Source organism: Tardiphaga sp. 20_F10_N6_6, assembly GCF_052076045.1.
Taxonomy (GTDB): domain Bacteria; phylum Pseudomonadota; class Alphaproteobacteria; order Rhizobiales; family Xanthobacteraceae; genus Tardiphaga; species Tardiphaga robiniae.
Genome location: NZ_CP197239.1, coordinates 2,850,356 through 2,867,713, shown reverse-complemented (window position 1 = coordinate 2,867,713; position 17,358 = coordinate 2,850,356). Strand labels below are relative to the sequence as shown.

Annotated in this window: 19 protein-coding genes; 12 read left to right on the top strand and 7 right to left on the bottom strand. The window is 59.0% G+C overall.

What is annotated here, in order from left to right; all coding sequences use genetic code 11:
* The first annotated feature begins 89 nt into the window (after positions 1 to 89).
* Positions 90 to 860: an exodeoxyribonuclease III gene (gene xth / locus AB7813_RS13845; RefSeq protein ID WP_439061867.1), complete on the top strand. Its 771-nt coding sequence runs from the start codon at positions 90 to 92 to the stop codon at positions 858 to 860.
* Positions 861 to 869: 9 nt separating this feature from the next.
* On the opposite strand, the gene AB7813_RS13840 is transcribed toward xth, so the two are convergent.
* On the bottom strand, positions 870 to 1,238 hold the full coding sequence (locus AB7813_RS13840) for a hypothetical protein (RefSeq protein WP_120286780.1): 369 nt from the start codon (positions 1,236 to 1,238) through the stop codon (positions 870 to 872).
* A gap of 161 nt (positions 1,239 to 1,399) precedes the next feature.
* Between AB7813_RS13840 and AB7813_RS13835 the strand changes: the two genes are divergently transcribed.
* Positions 1,400 to 3,787, top strand: a complete 2,388-nt coding sequence (locus tag AB7813_RS13835; protein WP_439061866.1) for a PAS domain S-box protein — start codon at positions 1,400 to 1,402, stop codon at positions 3,785 to 3,787.
* Between the two features lie 5 nt (positions 3,788 to 3,792).
* Here the strand turns inward: AB7813_RS13835 and dinB are convergent, their stop codons facing one another.
* Both dinB and AB7813_RS13825 read right to left on the bottom strand, forming a co-directional pair.
* Complete coding sequence (dinB, locus tag AB7813_RS13830; protein ID WP_441228168.1) at positions 3,793 to 4,905, bottom strand: DNA polymerase IV; 1,113 nt, start codon at positions 4,903 to 4,905, stop codon at positions 3,793 to 3,795.
* Complete coding sequence (locus AB7813_RS13825; RefSeq protein ID WP_439059605.1) at positions 4,884 to 5,153, bottom strand: hypothetical protein; 270 nt, start codon at positions 5,151 to 5,153, stop codon at positions 4,884 to 4,886. Before AB7813_RS13825 ends, dinB begins: the two co-directional genes overlap by 22 nt.
* A gap of 257 nt (positions 5,154 to 5,410) precedes the next feature.
* Between AB7813_RS13825 and AB7813_RS13820 the strand changes: the two genes are divergently transcribed.
* Both AB7813_RS13820 and AB7813_RS13815 read left to right on the top strand, forming a co-directional pair.
* Positions 5,411 to 7,072: an acetolactate synthase large subunit gene (locus AB7813_RS13820; protein ID WP_441228167.1), complete on the top strand. Its 1,662-nt coding sequence runs from the start codon at positions 5,411 to 5,413 to the stop codon at positions 7,070 to 7,072.
* A 202-nt stretch (positions 7,073 to 7,274) separates the two neighbouring features.
* Positions 7,275 to 7,430, top strand: a complete 156-nt coding sequence (locus tag AB7813_RS13815) for a hypothetical protein (protein WP_439061863.1) — start codon at positions 7,275 to 7,277, stop codon at positions 7,428 to 7,430.
* A 51-nt stretch (positions 7,431 to 7,481) separates the two neighbouring features.
* Here the strand turns inward: AB7813_RS13815 and AB7813_RS13810 are convergent, their stop codons facing one another.
* The 3 genes from AB7813_RS13810 to AB7813_RS13800 all read right to left on the bottom strand — a co-directional run bounded on the left by AB7813_RS13810 (position 7,482) and on the right by AB7813_RS13800 (position 10,540).
* Complete coding sequence (locus tag AB7813_RS13810) at positions 7,482 to 7,955, bottom strand: TspO/MBR family protein (RefSeq protein WP_439059603.1); 474 nt, start codon at positions 7,953 to 7,955, stop codon at positions 7,482 to 7,484.
* A gap of 417 nt (positions 7,956 to 8,372) precedes the next feature.
* A complete protein-coding gene (locus AB7813_RS13805; protein ID WP_120293169.1) occupies positions 8,373 to 9,194 on the bottom strand; it encodes a DUF1365 family protein in 822 nt (273 codons plus the stop codon).
* Positions 9,194 to 10,540 (bottom strand): NAD(P)/FAD-dependent oxidoreductase, encoded by a 1,347-nt coding sequence (locus AB7813_RS13800; protein WP_120293171.1) that lies wholly within the window; start codon positions 10,538 to 10,540, stop codon positions 9,194 to 9,196. Before AB7813_RS13800 ends, AB7813_RS13805 begins: the two co-directional genes overlap by 1 nt.
* 135 nt (positions 10,541 to 10,675) lie before the next feature.
* Between AB7813_RS13800 and AB7813_RS13795 the strand changes: the two genes are divergently transcribed.
* The 5 genes from AB7813_RS13795 (at position 10,676) to AB7813_RS13775 (ending at position 14,551) form a co-directional block, all read left to right on the top strand.
* Entirely contained in the window at positions 10,676 to 11,329 is a 654-nt protein-coding gene (locus AB7813_RS13795) for a sigma-70 family RNA polymerase sigma factor (RefSeq protein ID WP_439059602.1), read from the top strand.
* Complete coding sequence (locus AB7813_RS13790; RefSeq protein WP_120293173.1) at positions 11,326 to 11,976, top strand: ChrR family anti-sigma-E factor; 651 nt, start codon at positions 11,326 to 11,328, stop codon at positions 11,974 to 11,976. Before AB7813_RS13795 ends, AB7813_RS13790 begins: the two co-directional genes overlap by 4 nt.
* Before the next feature lie 143 nt (positions 11,977 to 12,119).
* The gene (locus tag AB7813_RS13785) at positions 12,120 to 12,950 is read left to right on the top strand and encodes a DUF1295 domain-containing protein (RefSeq protein ID WP_439061861.1); all 831 of its coding nucleotides are present in this window, start codon (positions 12,120 to 12,122) and stop codon (positions 12,948 to 12,950) included.
* Positions 12,950 to 13,978 (top strand): SAM-dependent methyltransferase, encoded by a 1,029-nt coding sequence (locus AB7813_RS13780; RefSeq protein ID WP_441228166.1) that lies wholly within the window; start codon positions 12,950 to 12,952, stop codon positions 13,976 to 13,978. Before AB7813_RS13785 ends, AB7813_RS13780 begins: the two co-directional genes overlap by 1 nt.
* 3 nt (positions 13,979 to 13,981) lie before the next feature.
* The gene (locus AB7813_RS13775) at positions 13,982 to 14,551 is read left to right on the top strand and encodes a hypothetical protein (protein ID WP_120293179.1); all 570 of its coding nucleotides are present in this window, start codon (positions 13,982 to 13,984) and stop codon (positions 14,549 to 14,551) included.
* A gap of 5 nt (positions 14,552 to 14,556) precedes the next feature.
* Here AB7813_RS13775 and AB7813_RS13770 read toward each other — a convergent pair whose 3' ends face one another.
* A complete protein-coding gene (locus AB7813_RS13770) occupies positions 14,557 to 14,967 on the bottom strand; it encodes a DUF2177 family protein (RefSeq protein WP_199712142.1) in 411 nt (136 codons plus the stop codon).
* A 482-nt stretch (positions 14,968 to 15,449) separates the two neighbouring features.
* Between AB7813_RS13770 and AB7813_RS13765 the strand changes: the two genes are divergently transcribed.
* The 3 genes from AB7813_RS13765 to AB7813_RS13755 all read left to right on the top strand — a co-directional run bounded on the left by AB7813_RS13765 (position 15,450) and on the right by AB7813_RS13755 (position 17,286).
* Positions 15,450 to 16,286, top strand: coding sequence for a hypothetical protein (locus tag AB7813_RS13765; RefSeq protein ID WP_120293181.1), 837 nt, complete (start codon positions 15,450 to 15,452; stop codon positions 16,284 to 16,286).
* A gap of 571 nt (positions 16,287 to 16,857) precedes the next feature.
* Positions 16,858 to 17,109, top strand: a complete 252-nt coding sequence (locus AB7813_RS13760; protein WP_184511612.1) for a hypothetical protein — start codon at positions 16,858 to 16,860, stop codon at positions 17,107 to 17,109.
* 15 nt (positions 17,110 to 17,124) lie between these two features.
* A complete protein-coding gene (locus tag AB7813_RS13755; protein WP_184511611.1) occupies positions 17,125 to 17,286 on the top strand; it encodes a hypothetical protein in 162 nt (53 codons plus the stop codon).
* Positions 17,287 to 17,358: the final 72 nt, after the last annotated feature.

The window sequence follows — 17,358 nt, the reverse complement described above, 5'->3', positions numbered from 1 at the left end:
ACGCCGATGGGGCTTCACTTGTCGGCTTTGGAGCCCGGGCCGCTGCATGACTGAGCTAAATGTCCGTAAGCCTCGGATCAGGAGAGCGCGTGAAGATCGCTACCTTCAACGTGAACAATATCAACAAGCGATTGCCCAATCTGCTGGCATGGTTGAAGTCGTCGAAACCGGATGTGGCCTGTCTTCAGGAGTTGAAGGCCGCCAATTCCGAATTCCCGGAAAGTGCGTTGCGTAAGGCGGGCTATTTTGCCGAGTGGGTTGGGCAGAAGACTTGGAATGGCGTCGCAATCCTCGCTAGAGAATCCAAGATCGTGGTAACGCGCAGGCGGTTGCCTGGTGACGAGAGCGACGAGCAAAGCCGATACATCGAGGCTGCCGTCGACGGCGTTCTCGTTGGCTGCGTCTACGCACCCAACGGCAATCCGCAGCCGGGACCGAAGTTCGATTACAAGCTCACCTGGCTGAAGCGTCTGAACGCCCACGCCGGCAAGCTGCTCAAGTCCGGTGCTCCTGCCGTTATCGCCGGCGACTTCAACATCGTGCCAACGCCCTTCGACATCTACCCGACCAAGTCGTGGGACAAGGATGCGCTCGTGCAGCCGGAAAGTAGGGCGGCGTTCGGCAAGCTCCTCGAGAAGGGGTGGATCGATGCACTGCGCGAACAGCATCCGGATGAGCCGATGTATACGTTCTGGTCGTATTGGCGGAACCGCTACGAGCGTGGCGCTGGCCTTCGCATTGACCATCTGCTTCTCAGTCCTGCGCTGAGCCCGCGGCTTGCGCAGGCCGGTGTCGACCGAAAGGTGCGCGGCAAGCTGGATCCAAGCGACCATGCTCCAGCGTGGATAGTGCTGAAGTAGCGCTACGCCTTACTTTTTTGCTTTCCGATCGACCCGGACGTCGCGGAATTCCTCGGGCCCTTTGAGCAGGCGCCGCTTCCGACTGGCCTGATCGTCCGCACTGGCGCCCTTGTCCGTCAGCTTGTCGATTGCGCCGGCGGCCATCTCACTGGCACGGGCTCTATGAGCGACGTTCTTTCTGCGAGACGGTTTAACGGTAAGGCCCAGTTCGACAAGGCGGCGCACAGCTTCTGAGAGTTTCGGAGTGTCCGGCTGAAACTCGGCCCAATGAACAATCCTGCCGCGTAGTTCGTCTGCGGCGCGAAAGCCGAGCATTGGCGTTTGGCCGGTCGCAGGTCGGCCTTTTGATTTTTGCTTTGCTACTGTCGTTTTCTTCATAAGATAATGTTTAGCATAAATGCCAGACCGCGAGAAGTTGGAACTCTGCGTCATGTTATTGAGTTGCGATCTCCGAGGGCACGCTGTTTTAGCGGACTTTCCCCCTGCGCCTTGCTAAACAGTGTGAGAGCGGCCGACCGCCGCATGATGGCGAGGAAGCCGTGGCGAAAGAACTGACAGCGTCCGAACAGGCCCTGCGCGATCGGGAAAGCGAACTCGCGGAGGTCCAACGGATCGCGAAAGTCGGCGGTGTGATCGTCGACCTGCGCGATGGATTTCAGAACCGACGATCACCTGAATATCTCGCCATACACGGGTTACCCCCTGAAGCTGCAAACGAGACACATGAAGACTGGGTCGCCAGGCTTCATCCGGACGACCGGGAGCGCGCTGAGCGGCAATTTCTGGACCTTCTGAATAGCGATGCGGAACGTTATTCTTCGGAGTATCGCATCATTCGGCCCAGCGACGGGGAAATTCGCTGGATCGTAGCAGAGGCGCGTATCGAGCGTGATCCAGAAGGCCGACCGCTGCGGATGATCGGCGCTCATATCGATATCACGGAACGTGCGATCGCCAGAGAGGCGCTACGCGAGAGTGAAGAGCGGTTCCGATTGATCGCCGACAGTGCGCCAGTCCCGATGTGGGTGACACGTCTTGATCGGACGCGGTCCTTCGCAAACAAAGCCTACCTGGAATTTCTTGGCCTTGAATATGAAGAAGCGTTGGCTTTCGATTGGAGGACCATCCTTCACCCGGACGATATGGCGCGCGTCGTGCGCGAGAGCATTGCAGGTGAGGCATCCCTAAAGCCGTTCGTGCTGGAAAGCAGATATCGACGTGCGGATGGCGTGTGGCGTTGGGTCAGATCCGAATCGCAACCCCGATGGGACCCGGCGGGTAAGCATATCGGCTTTATTGGGGTTGCCCACGACATCACGATTGCAAAAGAAGCAGAGATCGAACTGCGTGGGTTGAATGAGGTGCTTGAACGGCGGGTTGAAGAGCGAACCGCGCAACTTCATACCCACGAGGCTCATTTACGAGCCATTTTGGAGACGACCAACCAGTATCAGGGATTGCTCGCGCTCGATGGTACGCTCGTTTTCGCGAATGCGGTCGCACTTGCCGCCATCGCGGTGGAAGCGAAGACGGTGCTCGGGATGCCGTTCTGGGATACGCCCTGGTTTACTGCGACGCACCGTATGCCCGAACGAGTTCTCAGCGCGTTTAAAACCGCTCTGAGCGGCGATGCGTGGCGCGCCGAAGTTCAATTGAACCTATCCGGCGCGGAGCGGCATCTCGACCTCGCCATGCGCCCAGTATTCGGCAGTGGAGGTAGGATTACAGCCGTCTTGGCAGAGGCCGTCGATGTGACGGAGCGTCGCCGGAACGAGGACGCTCTGCGCCAGGCTCAGAAGATGGAGGCGGTCGGACAACTCACCGGAGGCGTGGCGCACGACTTCAATAACCTCCTGACGATTATCAGGTCAGCCACAGATTTTCTTCGTCGGCGCGATCTTCCAGAGGAGAGACGAGGGCGGTATATCGACGCGATTTCCGATACTGTTGACCGTGCGGCCAAGCTGACCGGACAGTTGCTTGCATTCGCTCGCCGACAGCCGCTCGCTCCGCGCGTCTTCAATGTTGGTACGCAGGTCGCGAGCGTGGCGAATCTGATCCGACCACTGGTCGGCGGCCGGATTCAGATTGATCTGGAAGTTGAGACTGCCGACCAGTTCGCCATGGCCGATATAACGCAGTTCGAAACCGCGTTGGTCAATCTCGCTGTTAATGCACGCGACGCCATGAACGGCGAAGGGCGCCTCGTCATTGGTGTCGCGGCAGTGGGTTCGATCCCGGGGATGCGTTCTCATCCTTTGAGGGAGGGCGACTTCATCGCGGTTTCCGTAACTGACTCTGGCGTCGGCATAGCTAGCGAGTACCTGGATGCGATCTTCGAACCATTTTTCACGACCAAGGACGTGGGAAAAGGAACGGGCCTCGGCTTGAGTCAGGCCTTCGGGTTCGCCAAACAGACGGGCGGCGAGATCGGCGTCAACAGCACGCTTGGAGCGGGCGCGACGTTCACAATTTATCTGCCGCGGGCCGAAACTGGCGCCGAAGTCGAAAGCAGCGCGCCGCCATTAGCAAGCGCAGCGACAAGCGGGCGGGGGCACCGTGTTCTTGTTGTCGAGGATAATACGGATGTCGGGGGATTCTCGACAGAGCTTCTGCAGGATCTCGGATACGCAACCGACTGGGTGACGTCAGCTTCCGCGGCACTGGACGTTCTAGCCAAGGACGAATTCGCATTCGACCTTGTGTTTTCGGACGTCATCATGCCCGGCATGAACGGGGTGGAGATGGCCACGATTATCCGCGACCAATACCCTGGATTGCCGGTCGTTCTGACAAGTGGCTACAGCCACGTTCTAGCCGAAAACGCCCATACAGGCTTTGAACTCATCCAGAAGCCGTATTCGGTTGAGCTTTTGTCGCGCACGCTGCGCAAGGCGATCACTGACCGACGGACTGAATCGGCCTAGCGCTGCTAGATTGGTAATTGGAACTGGGATTGCGCGTCGTCCCCCTTCGTCCGAAGTGTCGATAGCGACACACCGAGCAGCCGCACTGCTTTCGGCAGTGGCATTGAGCGCTCGAGAAGTGATATTGCGACCCGTTCGAGTTCTCCACGGTTTGATACGGCTGTCGGCATTGATTGGCTTCGTGACATGATTTCAAAGTCAGCGAACTTCACCTTCAGCGTGACGGTTCGCCCGCGGTTTCCGGTGTTCGCGCAGTGCTGCCACACTTTGTCGACCAGTGGCTGCAGCGCAGCGACCATGGCGTTGAACTCGGTGAGGTCGTCGAAGAAAGTGTTCTCGGCGCCGATAGATTTCCGGATGCGATTGGCGCGGACAGGACGCTCGTCTATGCCGCGTGATATCCAGTAGTAATAGGTCCCGGCTTTGCCGAAGTGCGCTTCCAGGAATGTCAGCGACTGGTTCCGGATGTCGAGGCCTGTCTGGATTCCCAATCCATTGAATTTGGCCGCAGTCGCCGGGCCGATGCCGTGGAACTTGCTGACGGGCAGCGTCTCCACGAAGGCCGGGCCCATCTCCGGAGAGATGACATACTGACCGTTTGGCTTGCGATGGTCGGAGGCGAGTTTGGCCAGGAACTTGTTGTAGGAGATGCCGGTGGAGGCGTTAAGCCCGGTCTCGTCCTTGATTTTAGCGCGGATCGCCAGCGCAATGTCGCGCGCTAGTCGAATACCCTGAAGGTTTTCGGTGACGTCCAGATAAGCCTCGTCCAGGGATAGCGGTTCGACGATCGGCGTGTGCTCGGCGAAGATCTCGCGGATCTGCTGGCTGATAGTCTTGTAGACCTCGAAGCGCGGTTTCACGAAGATTAGATCTGGACACTGACGCTTGGCCGTTACGGACGGCATCGCCGAGCGGACGCCGAATTTGCGGGCTTCGTAGCTCGCTGCTGCCACGACGCCGCGCTCCCGAGAGCCGCCGACGGCGACAGGTTTGCCGCGAAGCTCCGGATTATCCCGCTGTTCGACTGATGCGTAGAAGGCGTCCATGTCGATATGGATGATCTTACGCTGTCGGATTTCCGGCGCGACGTCGTTCGTCACCGGGCCATCGGTTTCCATTTGCCGTCTCTGATCGCCAGCATCGCCTTCGCAACCGGAGTGGATGCGCGATCGGCCGGTCCATCGGCCGCCGCCTCGACGGCGCGCCAGTCGATCAGAACGGTGCCGTCTGGAGCGACCTCATAGAGGCCGACGCCCACTGGAGTGCCTGAGATGCGTTCGGTTCGGACGGGGCGCTGCGTGATGTCTTGCGCCAGCGCGGCAGCGGGCAGCATGATGGCAAGTACGGCGATCCACATTATGCGCATCTGGTGCATCCTTCTTCAGGCCTTGGACTACGATCTTACAGGGTAGGCAGATCGGATCGTCAACGGCCGAGGATATGGCGTCTCGAACGCGGGTCAGCAACCATTGTCCTCTCGGCTGCCGGTCGGTTCCTGGCAGGTGCAGGAGGCGCATATCCGGGCAATCTGGGAAGGGCGCGCTCAGACGCCTAGTCCACCAAACGTTTCATTAAATGGACCTGTTTGTCCAATACGGTGCTGGGCAAACGGAGGAGCTTACGATGAACAACGAGGACCGGGAAATGAAAGGCTCCGATCTGCTAGTGGCGGCTCTCGAAAACGAGGGCGTCGACCGCATCTTTGGCGTCCCCGGCGAGGAGAACCTCGACGTCGTCGAGAGCTTGCGCAAGTCTTCCATCGAGCTGGTCGTCACGCGTCACGAGCAGCCCGCCGCCTTCATGGCTGCGACCCACGGGCGCCTCACAGGGAGACCAGGTGTCGCCCTCAGCACTTTGGGGCCCGGAGCCCTGAATCTCTCTACAGGGGCTGCCTATGGGCTCCTGGGAGGCATGCCGATGGTCCTGATCACCGGTCAGAAGGCGATCCACGTCAGCCGGCAGGCGCACTTCCAGATCGTGGATGTCGTCGCGAGCATGAAGCCGCTCACGAAACTGTCGCAGCAGATCGTAAGTGCGTCTTCCATCGCGACCGTCGTCCGGAACGCTTTCCGGATTGCGATGGAGGAGCGTCCCGGACCCGTGCACCTGGAGCTTCCGGAAGATGTCGCGGCGGAGAAGGTGTCCGGCGTTTCGGTGGTTCCGGTCCACCCGACCGATCTCCCGGCGCCCTCGATGGACGCCGTCCGGAAGGCCGCCGAGCTCATCCTCTCGGCAAAATGCCCGTTGCTCATGTTCGGTGCCGGTGCCAGCAGGCCCAGGCTGGCGCCCGCGCTCTCCGAATTTGTCCGCCGGGTGAAGATCCCGTTCTTCAACACGCAGATGGGGAAGGGGGCCGTCGGCGGGGCGTCCGACTACTATGTCGGCACGGCGGCGCTGAGCGAACGCGACTACGTCCATCGCGCGATCGACTGCGCCGACCTGATCATCACCATCGGCCACGACACCATCGAAAAGCCGCCATTCATCATGGGGCGTGGCCGCCATCAGGTGCTTCACATCGGCTTCACGCCAGCGACGGTCGAGGAGGTCTACTACCCGCAAGCTGAACTTATCGGCGACATCGCGAAAGGTCTCGACATGTTGGCTACCGAGACCGAAGGGAAGCTCAAGCAGACCACGCAGTGGGACGGCGTGCGCGCGGACATCCTGCGCCACATCGGAGCCCGTGCCAACGAAGACCGCTTTCCGCTGACCCCGCAGAGGATCGTCCACGACGTCCGCCAGGTCATGCCACCAGACGGCATCGTCGCGTTGGACAACGGGATGTACAAGATATGGTTCGCGCGCAACTACCGCACGGACGTCGCCAACACGCTGCTGCTCGACAACGCGCTTGCGACGATGGGAGCGGGGCTTCCGTCGGGCATGATGGCGGCGCTGCTGAATCCGAAGCGCCGTGTGCTCGTTGTCGCCGGCGACGGCGGTTTCATGATGAATTCGCAGGAACTGGAGACCGCGCAGCGTCTGAAGCTCGATCTGGTCGTGCTTGTCATCGAGGATCACGCCTACGGGATGATCAGGTGGAAGCAGGCCGTCGACGGTTTCGCCGACGCGGGGATGACTTTCGGCAATCCGGATTTCGTCGTCTACGCGCAGTCCTACGGTGCCCAGGGTCATCGCGTGACCGAGGCGGGCGGCCTGGCACCGACACTGGAGAAGGCCTTCGCCGCCGGTGGCCTTCACCTCGTAGTGGTGCCGGTGGACTACAGCGAGAATGTTCGTGTTTTGGTGGATGAACTGGCCGACATGCAGCAACAAGAATGAAAAAACCATTCGACAACTGAAACGGGTTAGGCATTTGCAGTACGAAGGGACATCAGGCCAATTCGTTCCCCTATTCGTTTGAACCCAGTTTTGGTGCTGGCCTGTTTTTGGCCGCAGTGGCCTATTCTGGCTGCGCCCTTATTTCGGAGGTTCTAGAGAACCAATTTCTCCGTCCCGCGTAACGATATCGGCGGAGAGTGGAATGCATACACGACGTACAGTCAGGGAGCTTCGAGAGAAGGTAGATAAGTATCGGGCCATGGCCCGGATGACGACCGATCCTGAAACGGCCAGACGTATTATCGAGCTTGCTGACGAATTGGAACAACAGGCCCGCGATATCGAGCGGGGAAAGTAATGCCTCAATGGGCGGCCTCTTTCGTCAATGCGGTCTCATGCCGCGTTGTCGCTAATTCATTGTAAGAATGCGAGCATTGAGTGCAGCCGCAAAAAGTATCCAAGCGAGATAGGGCAAAAGCAGTAAGGCGGCGGTACTGTCGACGCCCAAGCCTATGATGACGGTCACTCCTATTGCCGCGAACAACAGCGAAATAACAATCATGCCAGACCGCAGATCGTGGCGACCGAAGAAGATCGGCGACCATATCGCGTTCAGGGCGAGCTGGATGCCGAATGCGCCAAGAGCTGCGGTTCGAGCGGGCGAAGGAGGCGCCTCCCAGAACATCCACACGGACAGCGCCATGAGGAAATACAGGATGGGCCAGACGATGGGAAACGCGATGCGCGGTGGTGTCCACGATGGTTTCGCCAAACTCGCGTACCAAGTCGGAATCTCAGGCGTCGTAACCCGAGCGCCGATAAACGCGACGCTATAACAAATCCCAAGTGAGCAGAGTAAGGACGCGACCGAACTGTTAGTCATGCACCGTTAAGTCCTTGCGTTCTCGCCAGTTCCCCGGCCTCAGACGACTTCCACATTAACGTGGCGCCGCGCTCGTACATTTCGATGATGCCGTCGGAGACGTCTTGTCGCGGTCGGTCGTGTACTCTCCGGCACTCCCGCCCTTCAGGAGTGTGCCGTTCCACTCACCAACGGGCATGCGGCCAGCCATCGCGTCCAGTGCTTGCTTTCAGGTCGCAGAATGTTGGTAGTGCATTGTCCGGCTTTTTCCGGAGTTATTCCCCGGTGGCGTACTGCTTGCCCTAGGCGTCCGGCTTGTCGGTGCGCTCCTTTGCCTTCTTGGAGAAGGCATCGCTCGACGACGGCATCCCCAGCGTAGCATGGCCAACTCACGCCATCTTCCTTTCGGCGGATGAGGTGACGCTCTCCCAGATTTGGCTATCGGAGGACATTTGTCGTGTCCTTCGTCAAATGGGGGGCGGCTTCGAGATCGCGGCCGAGTGTTATCGGTCGATCGGGGGGAGAAGGGTGGTGATGCCGGCGAATGCCCTTGAGCCAAATCAGCAGTGCTTCCCAGTGGATGCCTGCGATCACCTTCAAGGTCAGCAGGGGGTAAACGCAGAAGGCGTGCGCTAGAGCTGCGTCGGTCAGATTCTGGCGGGTTGCAGCGAGCTTGGCGATGAGCAGCGGCCCTTGTGCATCGTGACCGATGACCGAAACCGTCAAATTCTTTCCCGGAGGGACGACAGAAAACGAATAGACCATGTCGGTGCTCATGAAGGGGGAAACGTAGAAGGACTTCTGGCTTTTCTGGCGGATTGGCACTTTCGTGTCGCGGGCAACGGGAATGAGATAATTGTGACGCTCACCGAACGTATTGCTGACCTCGTATAAGATCGCCGAAATCGAGTTGTCTCGCCTGTAGCAGAAATAGATGCTCAGCGGATTGAAGGCGTATCCCAGGATGCGCGGCATGGTGAGAAGCCGGAGCGGGCCGCCGGCTTCGATGCCGGCCTCTTGCAAATGCCGCTCGATCCTGGCCCGCGGCGACGTGGTCTCTCCCTCGCCGTGATCCCGATCATGGAAGCTGAAGAGGTTGAAGCGGTTGTGCGAGAAGAGGTGCAGCCTGCCTGCCAGCATATCGACTTCATCAAGATCGAGAAGCATGTAGAAAATGCTGTAGCGCAGCCGATGCTCTCTTGGCCGCAATCGGTGATGCATCACTGAGCCGGAGTAGAGGGCCGAACGAAAGCCCGACATCAGGCAGCCTCCGTTTCAGGCGTGGCGAGCACAGTCTCATGAACATGGATGCGGCCGGATTCGTCAGCGACTGTCCAGGGGCGCCGCAGGTCCCCGAGGGCTTCAGCGACGGCAAGCCCGGCTTGTAATCCATCCTCGTGGAAGCCGGCGCCGAAGTAAGCCCCGCAAAACCATGTATTGCGCTTGCCCTGCAACGACCAAAGCTCTCTCTGCGCTTGCATCGCCTGCGCATCGAAACGGGGATGGCTGTAGCGCATTTCCCTGAGAATAGCGTTGGGTGCGATCTCCCGGTGGGGATTGAGCGTGACGAAAAGCGGTCGCTCGCTTTCGATTTCCTGAAGACGGTTCATCCAATACGTCACGGCGAGCTTGCGACCGCCATCGTCGTCCCTCGCCATGTAGTTCCAGCTCGACCAGACCCGGCGGCGGCGCGGCATCAAGCGAGGGTCCGAATGAAGGACTGCATCGTTGTCGATATAGTCGAACGCGCCGAGCAATCGCCGTTCCTCGCTGCTCGGATCAGCAAGCACTTGGAGCGCTTGATCCGCGTGAGTGGCAATCACCACCTGATCGAAACGGCGACGATCACCGTCATATCCGACGACCTCGGAACCGTTCGTGGTGCGAACGATTGTACGGATCGGATAGTCAGACACCACTTCGGCTATGGCGTCAGTAAGCACTCGCACATAGGAGCGGCTGCCGCCGCACACGGTGCGCCAGATCGGGCGACTAGACAGTTTCAGGAGGCCGTGGGTGTCGCAAAATTTGATAAATGAAGCCGCTGGATAGGCCCCGATCTTTGCAGCAGGCGTGGACCAAATGGCCGCCGCCATCGGATAGAGATGATCGTTGCGGAATCCTTCTCCATAACCGGCGGCGTCGAGATACTCATCGAGCGTAATCAGGCCCAAGGCCGCCACATTGCGTGGCGCCTCGCGATAGAAGCGCACGAGGTCGCGCAGCATCCGCCAGAATCGTGGGCTGATGGCGTTTCGACCCTGCGCGAACAGGCCCAGAAGGCCGGTTCCGGAGTATTCGAGCCTGCCATCGTCGAGCGAGACGGCAAATGACATGTCGGATCGCTTCGTGGCGACGCCGATATGCTCAAAGAGTGATGTCAGGTTTGGATAGGTGGATTCGTTGAAGACGATAAAGCCGGTATCGATCGCGGCGCCCGCGGCATCGACCGTGTGGCTGTGCCCACCCAGGCGGCTATCGGCTTCATATAGAACAACCCGATGTCGTTTTGAAAGCAGCCACGCTGCGGACAGGCCGGAAATACCACTCCCAACAACGGCTATGTCGAGGCTTCCGCTATGTGCCGCGGCGTTAAGGCTGTTCATTCTATCACTCCCAGCAATCTTTCTCGTCAAAAGACTTCCCTCCACGCGCCAAGCTGCCAATATTTACGGAACCCAGCGCGCATTGGATCACTTGAGGCGTGATCCAATTAGGGGGAGGGCGCGTATGAAGGGCAAATGGATGCTGCAAGATTACATCTCGACATCAGGCGCACGCGGGATGTCGGTCCGGCGGCGAGGCTCATTGTTTTGAACGAGGGCATTCAAAAAGAGGTGCTGCCCTCTCCTGTAGAGTTGATCCGCCTGATAGATGCCGTTGCACAGGCGCAGGATCGCAAGGCGTTCGCGCAGCTCTTCGCCTATTTCGCGCCGCGTGTGAAAGGCTTCCTTATTCGGACCGGTCTCGCGGAGTCGGTTGCCGAGGAGGTGACACAGGAAGTCATGATCGCGGTATGGAGAAAGGCGTCCTATTTCGATCCCAGCCGGGCGGGCGCGTCGACATGGGTGTTTACGATTGCTCGTAACCAGAGGATCGACAGGCTGCGCCGCTCGCGCTCCCGTACGGCCGATCATCTCTTGGATCTGAGTGACGAACCGGACACGCCACCGTCGGGCGAAGATATCGTGATCATGGCAGAGCGGGAAGAAGAGGTCCGGAAAGCGCTGGCGACCCTATCAAATGAACAGGCAACCATCGTGAAACTCTCTTTCTTCTCCGAAGCGCCGCATGCGGAGATCGCTCGTGAGCTGGGCATCCCGCTCGGCACCGTAAAATCCCGCGTCCGGCTCGCATTGAACCGGCTGCGAACGCTATTGGACCGCGATATATGACGATCAACCATCACCCCAGCGACGAAACGCTTCTGCGTCTTGCGACCGGAGCATTGGGCGCCGGCCCGGCGCTAGTCATTCGCGTCCACCTCGAAGGATGTGCCGTTTGCCGCGAGCGCTTAACCCGGTTCGAGGCTGTGGGCGGGGCGATCCTCGACGAGATGCGCTTGGCTCCGCTTGCTGAGGATTTGTTCGGACGGACCATGGAGCGGCTGGAAAGCATTCCATCCACGTTAGTGAAAGAACCCAGGCCGAGGAAACAGCCGGACCTGGGCATCGAGCTCCCTCATGCGATGCGCCACTGCGAAATTGGTCCCTGGCGATGGCTTGGCCCCGGCTTCAGATGGAGCAAGGTCCAAATTGCCGGAAGTCCAGATGCTAAAGTCATGATGATTAAGGGTAAAGCGGGGCTTCATCTGCCTGCCCATGGACACACCGGCATGGAGTTTATGCAGATTCTATCTGGATCTCTGTCGGACGAGCGCAGTCAATATTTTCCCGGCGATCTCGACGAAGCCGATGATGAAGTCAATCACCGGCCCCTTGTCGGCGAGAAGTCGGATTGCGTCTGTCTCGCTGCTTTGGAAGGAGATACGCGCCTTCATGGATTTCTGGGGCGTCTCCTACGTCCGATCGTGGGATTTTGAACGATGGCGGCGGCACAGCCGATCAGATTCCTTTGGCTAGCCTCGGTCGGCCTATGAAGATGTTTCATGAGGTCGTGTAATTGGCCTTGCGAGAAAGCCGTCGCGAAAATTGTGCCAGTTTGGACGGTACGGGACAGGATCGCATGACACTGGTCATCGCAGTCGTTGCGCTTGCGATTTTCCTTTCACTGACCATGGCGGGAGCATGGTTGGTCGCGCTTCGAACCGGCCAGTCAGGATGGATCGACGCGATATGGTCGTTTGCCACCGGCGTGTTCGGCGCTGCGGCCGCTCTTCTCCCTTTCGCCGGGGGGGAAATTTCATCGCGTCAGATACTCGTGGTAGTGCTGGCGGTCTTGTGGGCACTGCGTCTCGGCATTCACATCGTGGCGCGCACCATGCGTGGCGGCGATGATCCTCGCTACCGGCACTTGCGCGAACAGTGGGGAAGTGCCTTCAGATCGCGCCTGTTCTGGTTCCTGCAAATCCAGGCGTTGGCTGCGTTGGTGCTCGTCCTCTCAATCATGATAGCAGCACAAAATCCGGCGCCTGGCCTACAGGTCCTGGACTGGTTCGGAATTGCCATCCTGATCACGGCCGTTGTCGGGGAAACGATCGCGGATCGCCAGCTGTCCACCTTTCGCCTAGACCCCGGAAACCAGGGGAAAGTTTGCGACGTCGGGCTTTGGAGTAGGTCACGCCACCCAAACTATTTTTTTGAATGGTTGGGATGGCTGGCTTATGCCGTGATCGCGGTCGATCTCACAGGCGCCTATCCGCAGGGGTGGCTGGCTTTCGCCGGGCCATTGCTGATGTATTGGCTCCTCGTCCACGCCTCCGGCATTCCGCCCCTGGAAGGGCACATGTTGCGCTCGCGCGGCAAGGCCTTCCGAGAATACCAGCACCGCGTCAACGCATTCTGGCCCGGCCCGCAGAGCGGCGCTGGCGCCGCCGGCAACAAAGAAGACCTTTGATGAGCCTGATTTCCTCGGCGATACGCGTCGCGGAGTGCCGTCCGCTTCCCGACCCAATGACGCGAATGGGCATCGAGTTTCTGGTCGGGCGCACGAGAAGTAAACTTGCCGCTGCAAGCGATCGCGAGGAAGGCGATTTCGCGCGCGCCATGGCAGAGTACCCGATCGCAGAACATGCGAACGCCGCCAACGCACAGCACTACGAATTGCCGCCCGAATTCTTTGCCCTTTCGCTCGGCCCACGTCGCAAATATTCCTGTTGCCTCTATTCGACGGGTCACGAAACGCTGGCCGATGCCGAGCGCTTGGCGCTTGAGGAAACGGTTGCGCACGCTGGTATCGCCGACGGACTGTCGATCCTGGAACTCGGCTGCGGCTGGGGCTCGCTGACGCTGTTCATGGCTGAGCGGTTCCCTCGCACCAATATCACCGCGGTTTCGAATTCGACCCCGCAACGGCTTCACATCGAGGCGGAGGCCGTGGCCCGCGGTTTGGGAAATATCCACGTCCTCACTGCCGACATGAACGCTTTCGAACCGGACAGCACATACGATCGGGTCGTGTCGGTCGAAATGTTCGAGCACATGTCCAACTGGCGGAGTTTACTCGCGCGCATCAAGACATGGCTTGTACCCCAACAGGGGCGGGTTTTCGTTCACGTCTTCAGCCACAGGCGCAGTCCCTATCGCTTCGATCATAACAACGATGCCGATTGGATCGGGCAGCATTTCTTCACTGGCGGAATCATGCCGAGCCATGGCCTTATCCGGCATTTTCCGGACTGCTTTGCCGTTGAACAAGACTGGCGATGGAACGGCCTTCATTATCAGAAAACGGCGATCGACTGGCTGGCTCGCTTCGATGCAAACCGCCCGCACATTGATAGCATTCTGAGTAGAGTCTATGGACCGGACGCGGCGCTTTGGCATCAACGCTGGCGGCTTTTCTACCTGGCGACGGCAGGGCTCTTCGGGCATGCCGGCGGTGAAGAATGGGGTGTGAGCCACTACCTCCTGCGCCCGGCATAACGCATGGCGTTCGTGATTCTAGTCCGGAACATCTGGCGGCGAGTTGCCGCTTATGCCGCTCACGATGATCCGATGGTCGCGACCTGCAACTTGGTCGCGCTTGTCGTCGCCTCCAACCAGCCCTTCTATCCGCTCTATGTCTATTGGGCCGTCAGCGAACACATTTGGCCGACCTTCTTCACGTTCCTGTCGACGCCATTTTTCCTCGCGGTACCCGCACTGGCTAGGCGATTGCCAACGGCAGGCCGTGCGCTTCTCCCACTTACCGGCATCGCCAATACGGTTTTGAGCGCAAAAGTGTTCGGGCAGGCATCGGGCGTGGAGATTTTTCTCATCCCTTGTGCGCTGATTGCCGCGACCTTCTTTCGACCATCTGAAAGGTTGACCGCCCTCATTCTGGTTGGGCTGGCGATAATGGCTTACCTTGGACTCGATGGCGCGTATGGCGCCCCCGTCCACCTCTACGCGGTCTCAGAATACCGTGCTTTCCTCAGATTGAACGTCATGAGTGCTGGCATCCTCACCGTGTTCATCGGACTTGTCGCATCGGAAATGTTAAGCCGACGTGCTTAAGCTCGTCAGGATGAAGCCGTGAAGGCGCGCGTGATCAGAAAGCCGATGGTTGCGGCAGAGGCCGTCAGCAACGTTCCCCAGCATAGATCTGCGATCGTCACCGCCACCGGCCAGTTCCGCAACGTCGCCTGGTTGGTCAGATCGTAGGTCGCATACGCAACGAACCCGAGGAAAGCACCGTTGAGCGTGGCCGTTGTCAAACGCTCGCTGGCAATGGCCGGTGCAATGGCGAGCACCACGATGCCGGCAACGTAAATCAGATAGAAGAGCATCGCCGGTACCAGCCGGAAGCTATCAAGCAGCATCTCGCCCATCAGCGGTCGATACAGCCGCTGCGACGCAAGCGTAAGCCAGATCGCGTCCATTCCGAGAAATACCAGACCCGTCGCGACATAGGCGATGCCATAAGTTTTCAATGTAATTTCCTTTACCGAGTCGACGCTGAAGATTTTACGCGCGAGCGAGATGGTCGGATCACTCTGCCGCATGACGGCAATGTCCAACATCAGAAACAGATTGATTTCCCGTAGAAGGAATCAAAGCCGGCGCGTGCTGCGTCGAGGTCCGGGGCCACTCTGAAACATTTGTCGGGATTGAGCGTAAAAGCCGCAAGGCCATTTCCAGACGCCAGACCGCTCCGGGTTCGGATCCCAATCCTGCTGAGCGATAGTACCGACGTCAACGTCGCCGTACCGGATTGGATGATGGGCGATCGTCTTGAGTTGGCTGATCGTTGCTCGAGGGGCTTAGCGTCTTTCTATCAAGCTCGTCGTCCGCCCACCTTTGCGCAATCGCTGAAGACAGGCGAATTCGCCTTCGCGGGCGGAACCATACTATTGAATGCACATTGTGTGGGCATCGGTATCTATTCCGGAGCCGCTCCAAGGGGAATTTCAGAATGATTGATACTGTTGTCGTGCAGCCAGCTTCCCCTGGCGTAGACGAGCCTTCGGTTGCGGGTGTCTCGTGGGCTGCAGTCGCGGCTGGTGCCGTCGTCTCGCTCGCGTTGACACTCGTTCTTATTGCTTTCGGGGCAGGGCTTGGTTTGTCAGTCGTGTCGCCCTGGTCGTCCAGCGTATCGGCTACGACATTCAAAATCACGACGGGAATCTATCTGATCGTCATCGCCATGATCTCGTCGTCGATCGGCGGATATCTCGCTGGTCGTCTGCGGTCGCGCTGGATTGGCGTTCATGCAGATGAGGTCTATTTCCGCGACACCGCGCATGGGTTTCTGGCATGGGCATTTGCAACGGTGCTCGGTGCTGTACTCCTAGCTTCGCCCGCGACGACCGTTTTAAGCGGCGCGACGTCGGGAGTCTCTGCTGGTGCGACGGCGTCTGCGGCGCAAGCGGGACCGGTCGAAGGCTTCATCGACGCACTATTGCGTCCATCGACACCATCTGGCGATGGCAACAGTGCTGACGCGCGCGGTGAACTGTCCCGCATAATGGCCTCTAGCCTCCGAGCCGGTGAGCTGAAGCCAGCCGATCGCGCTTACGTCAATAAAGTCGTGGCCGCTCGCACCGGTTTGAGCGAACCTGATGCTGACAAGCGCGTTACCGAAGTCACCAATGATGCAAAGGCCGCTGCCGATAATGCTCGAAAGGCTGCAATGCAGCTCGCCTTTTGGCTCACGGCATCACTTTTGATTGGCGCCTTTTCTGCGAGCCTGGCGGCGACCGAGGGCGGTGGACTTCGAGACGGAACTTGGAAAGCGCGTCGCACGCGATAAGGAGAGAACAATGCCTATTCTGCTATGGCTACTTGGAATTCCACTGCCGCTGATCATTCTGGTCCTGCTGCTTCGATGAATAAAGGCCCCGCGGTGCGGGGCCTTTATTCATTGCGTAGGAGTGCAGGGAACAAGAGCCGGTCGCATTACTTGACCTTCATCGCTGCTCGGATTTTGGCTAATAATCAGTGATGAGAGCATAGCTCCAGCCTGAAATGGGAGCGCAATATGTGTACCAAGTGCATCGGACTGGAAGATCAGATCGCCCGATATCTTGTTTTGCCAGGCGCGTAAACGCTTTGACGAGGGGGCGCATCTACGATCTGGTTTTGCATCTCCAGAATGATAAAGAAGCGATTGTACACGGCCAGGATGCTCTTCGGCCGCGCCTTCTTGTGTGGCTCACCTTGCCTGCACGCTTCTCGTTAGTTTATCTGACCGCCACGAGAAGAGCTTGGCGGGCCGGTTCGGGGATTGCCACGAGGCTGTTAGTGGGGGCCCGGCGCGGAACGAGTCAGGCAGCGCCACGTTCGACTGACAAGGGCTTCATGAACAGATTGGCTTTGGTTCAATGCAAAAGATTATAACGATCAGCGCTACAGCGCTTCTCCTCGTCGGTGCCACGATGTCGTCGGCGTCCGCCGAAAAGTCCCGCCGGCACCACACTCAGCAGGGCGTCACCTCCGGTCAAGGCATGACCACCGGTACCGGCCGCACATATACTGGCGGCAATACCGCTCTGAAGGGCAACAGCGGCAATTCGGGGCAAGGGGACAACTCGCTGGGCAACATCAAGGGCGGCAACATCGGCGCCGGCAAGTAGCATTTCGGAGGGACCATGAGCAAAGAAAATCCCAAAGATGATCCCCGCACGGAGTCAGATTGGGCTCCGACGAAACAGACCGACAAGCCCTGGAAAGGCGTGCCGGAAAAGGAACAGTTTGCTCAGGACCGGGAAAAGCCGGACCTTGAAAAGTGGAAAAGGACCGACACTCATTGACGTTGCGGCGGACGTGCATCCATCTTTTCGATGGGTCGACGATTGAGCCGTCCGAGCAATATGCTCGGGCGG

What these genes read in the sequence shown, in the direction of transcription:
- AB7813_RS13840 (WP_120286780.1), bottom strand. Translation starts at nt 1,238, where the DNA reads ATGAAGAAAACGACAGTAGCAAAGCAAAAATCAAAAGGCCGACCTGCG.
- dinB (WP_441228168.1), bottom strand. Translation starts at nt 4,905, where the DNA reads ATGGAAACCGATGGCCCGGTGACGAACGACGTCGCGCCGGAAATCCGA.
- AB7813_RS13825 (WP_439059605.1), bottom strand. Translation starts at nt 5,153, where the DNA reads ATGCGCATAATGTGGATCGCCGTACTTGCCATCATGCTGCCCGCTGCC.
- AB7813_RS13820 (WP_441228167.1), top strand. Translation starts at nt 5,411, where the DNA reads ATGAACAACGAGGACCGGGAAATGAAAGGCTCCGATCTGCTAGTGGCG.
- AB7813_RS13815 (WP_439061863.1), top strand. Translation starts at nt 7,275, where the DNA reads ATGCATACACGACGTACAGTCAGGGAGCTTCGAGAGAAGGTAGATAAG.
- AB7813_RS13810 (WP_439059603.1), bottom strand. Translation starts at nt 7,955, where the DNA reads ATGACTAACAGTTCGGTCGCGTCCTTACTCTGCTCACTTGGGATTTGT.
- AB7813_RS13805 (WP_120293169.1), bottom strand. Translation starts at nt 9,194, where the DNA reads ATGTCGGGCTTTCGTTCGGCCCTCTACTCCGGCTCAGTGATGCATCAC.
- AB7813_RS13800 (WP_120293171.1), bottom strand. Translation starts at nt 10,540, where the DNA reads ATGAACAGCCTTAACGCCGCGGCACATAGCGGAAGCCTCGACATAGCC.
- AB7813_RS13795 (WP_439059602.1), top strand. Translation starts at nt 10,676, where the DNA reads ATGGATGCTGCAAGATTACATCTCGACATCAGGCGCACGCGGGATGTC.
- AB7813_RS13790 (WP_120293173.1), top strand. Translation starts at nt 11,326, where the DNA reads ATGACGATCAACCATCACCCCAGCGACGAAACGCTTCTGCGTCTTGCG.
- AB7813_RS13785 (WP_439061861.1), top strand. Translation starts at nt 12,120, where the DNA reads ATGACACTGGTCATCGCAGTCGTTGCGCTTGCGATTTTCCTTTCACTG.
- AB7813_RS13780 (WP_441228166.1), top strand. Translation starts at nt 12,950, where the DNA reads ATGAGCCTGATTTCCTCGGCGATACGCGTCGCGGAGTGCCGTCCGCTT.
- AB7813_RS13775 (WP_120293179.1), top strand. Translation starts at nt 13,982, where the DNA reads ATGGCGTTCGTGATTCTAGTCCGGAACATCTGGCGGCGAGTTGCCGCT.
- AB7813_RS13765 (WP_120293181.1), top strand. Translation starts at nt 15,450, where the DNA reads ATGATTGATACTGTTGTCGTGCAGCCAGCTTCCCCTGGCGTAGACGAG.
- AB7813_RS13760 (WP_184511612.1), top strand. Translation starts at nt 16,858, where the DNA reads ATGCAAAAGATTATAACGATCAGCGCTACAGCGCTTCTCCTCGTCGGT.
- AB7813_RS13755 (WP_184511611.1), top strand. Translation starts at nt 17,125, where the DNA reads ATGAGCAAAGAAAATCCCAAAGATGATCCCCGCACGGAGTCAGATTGG.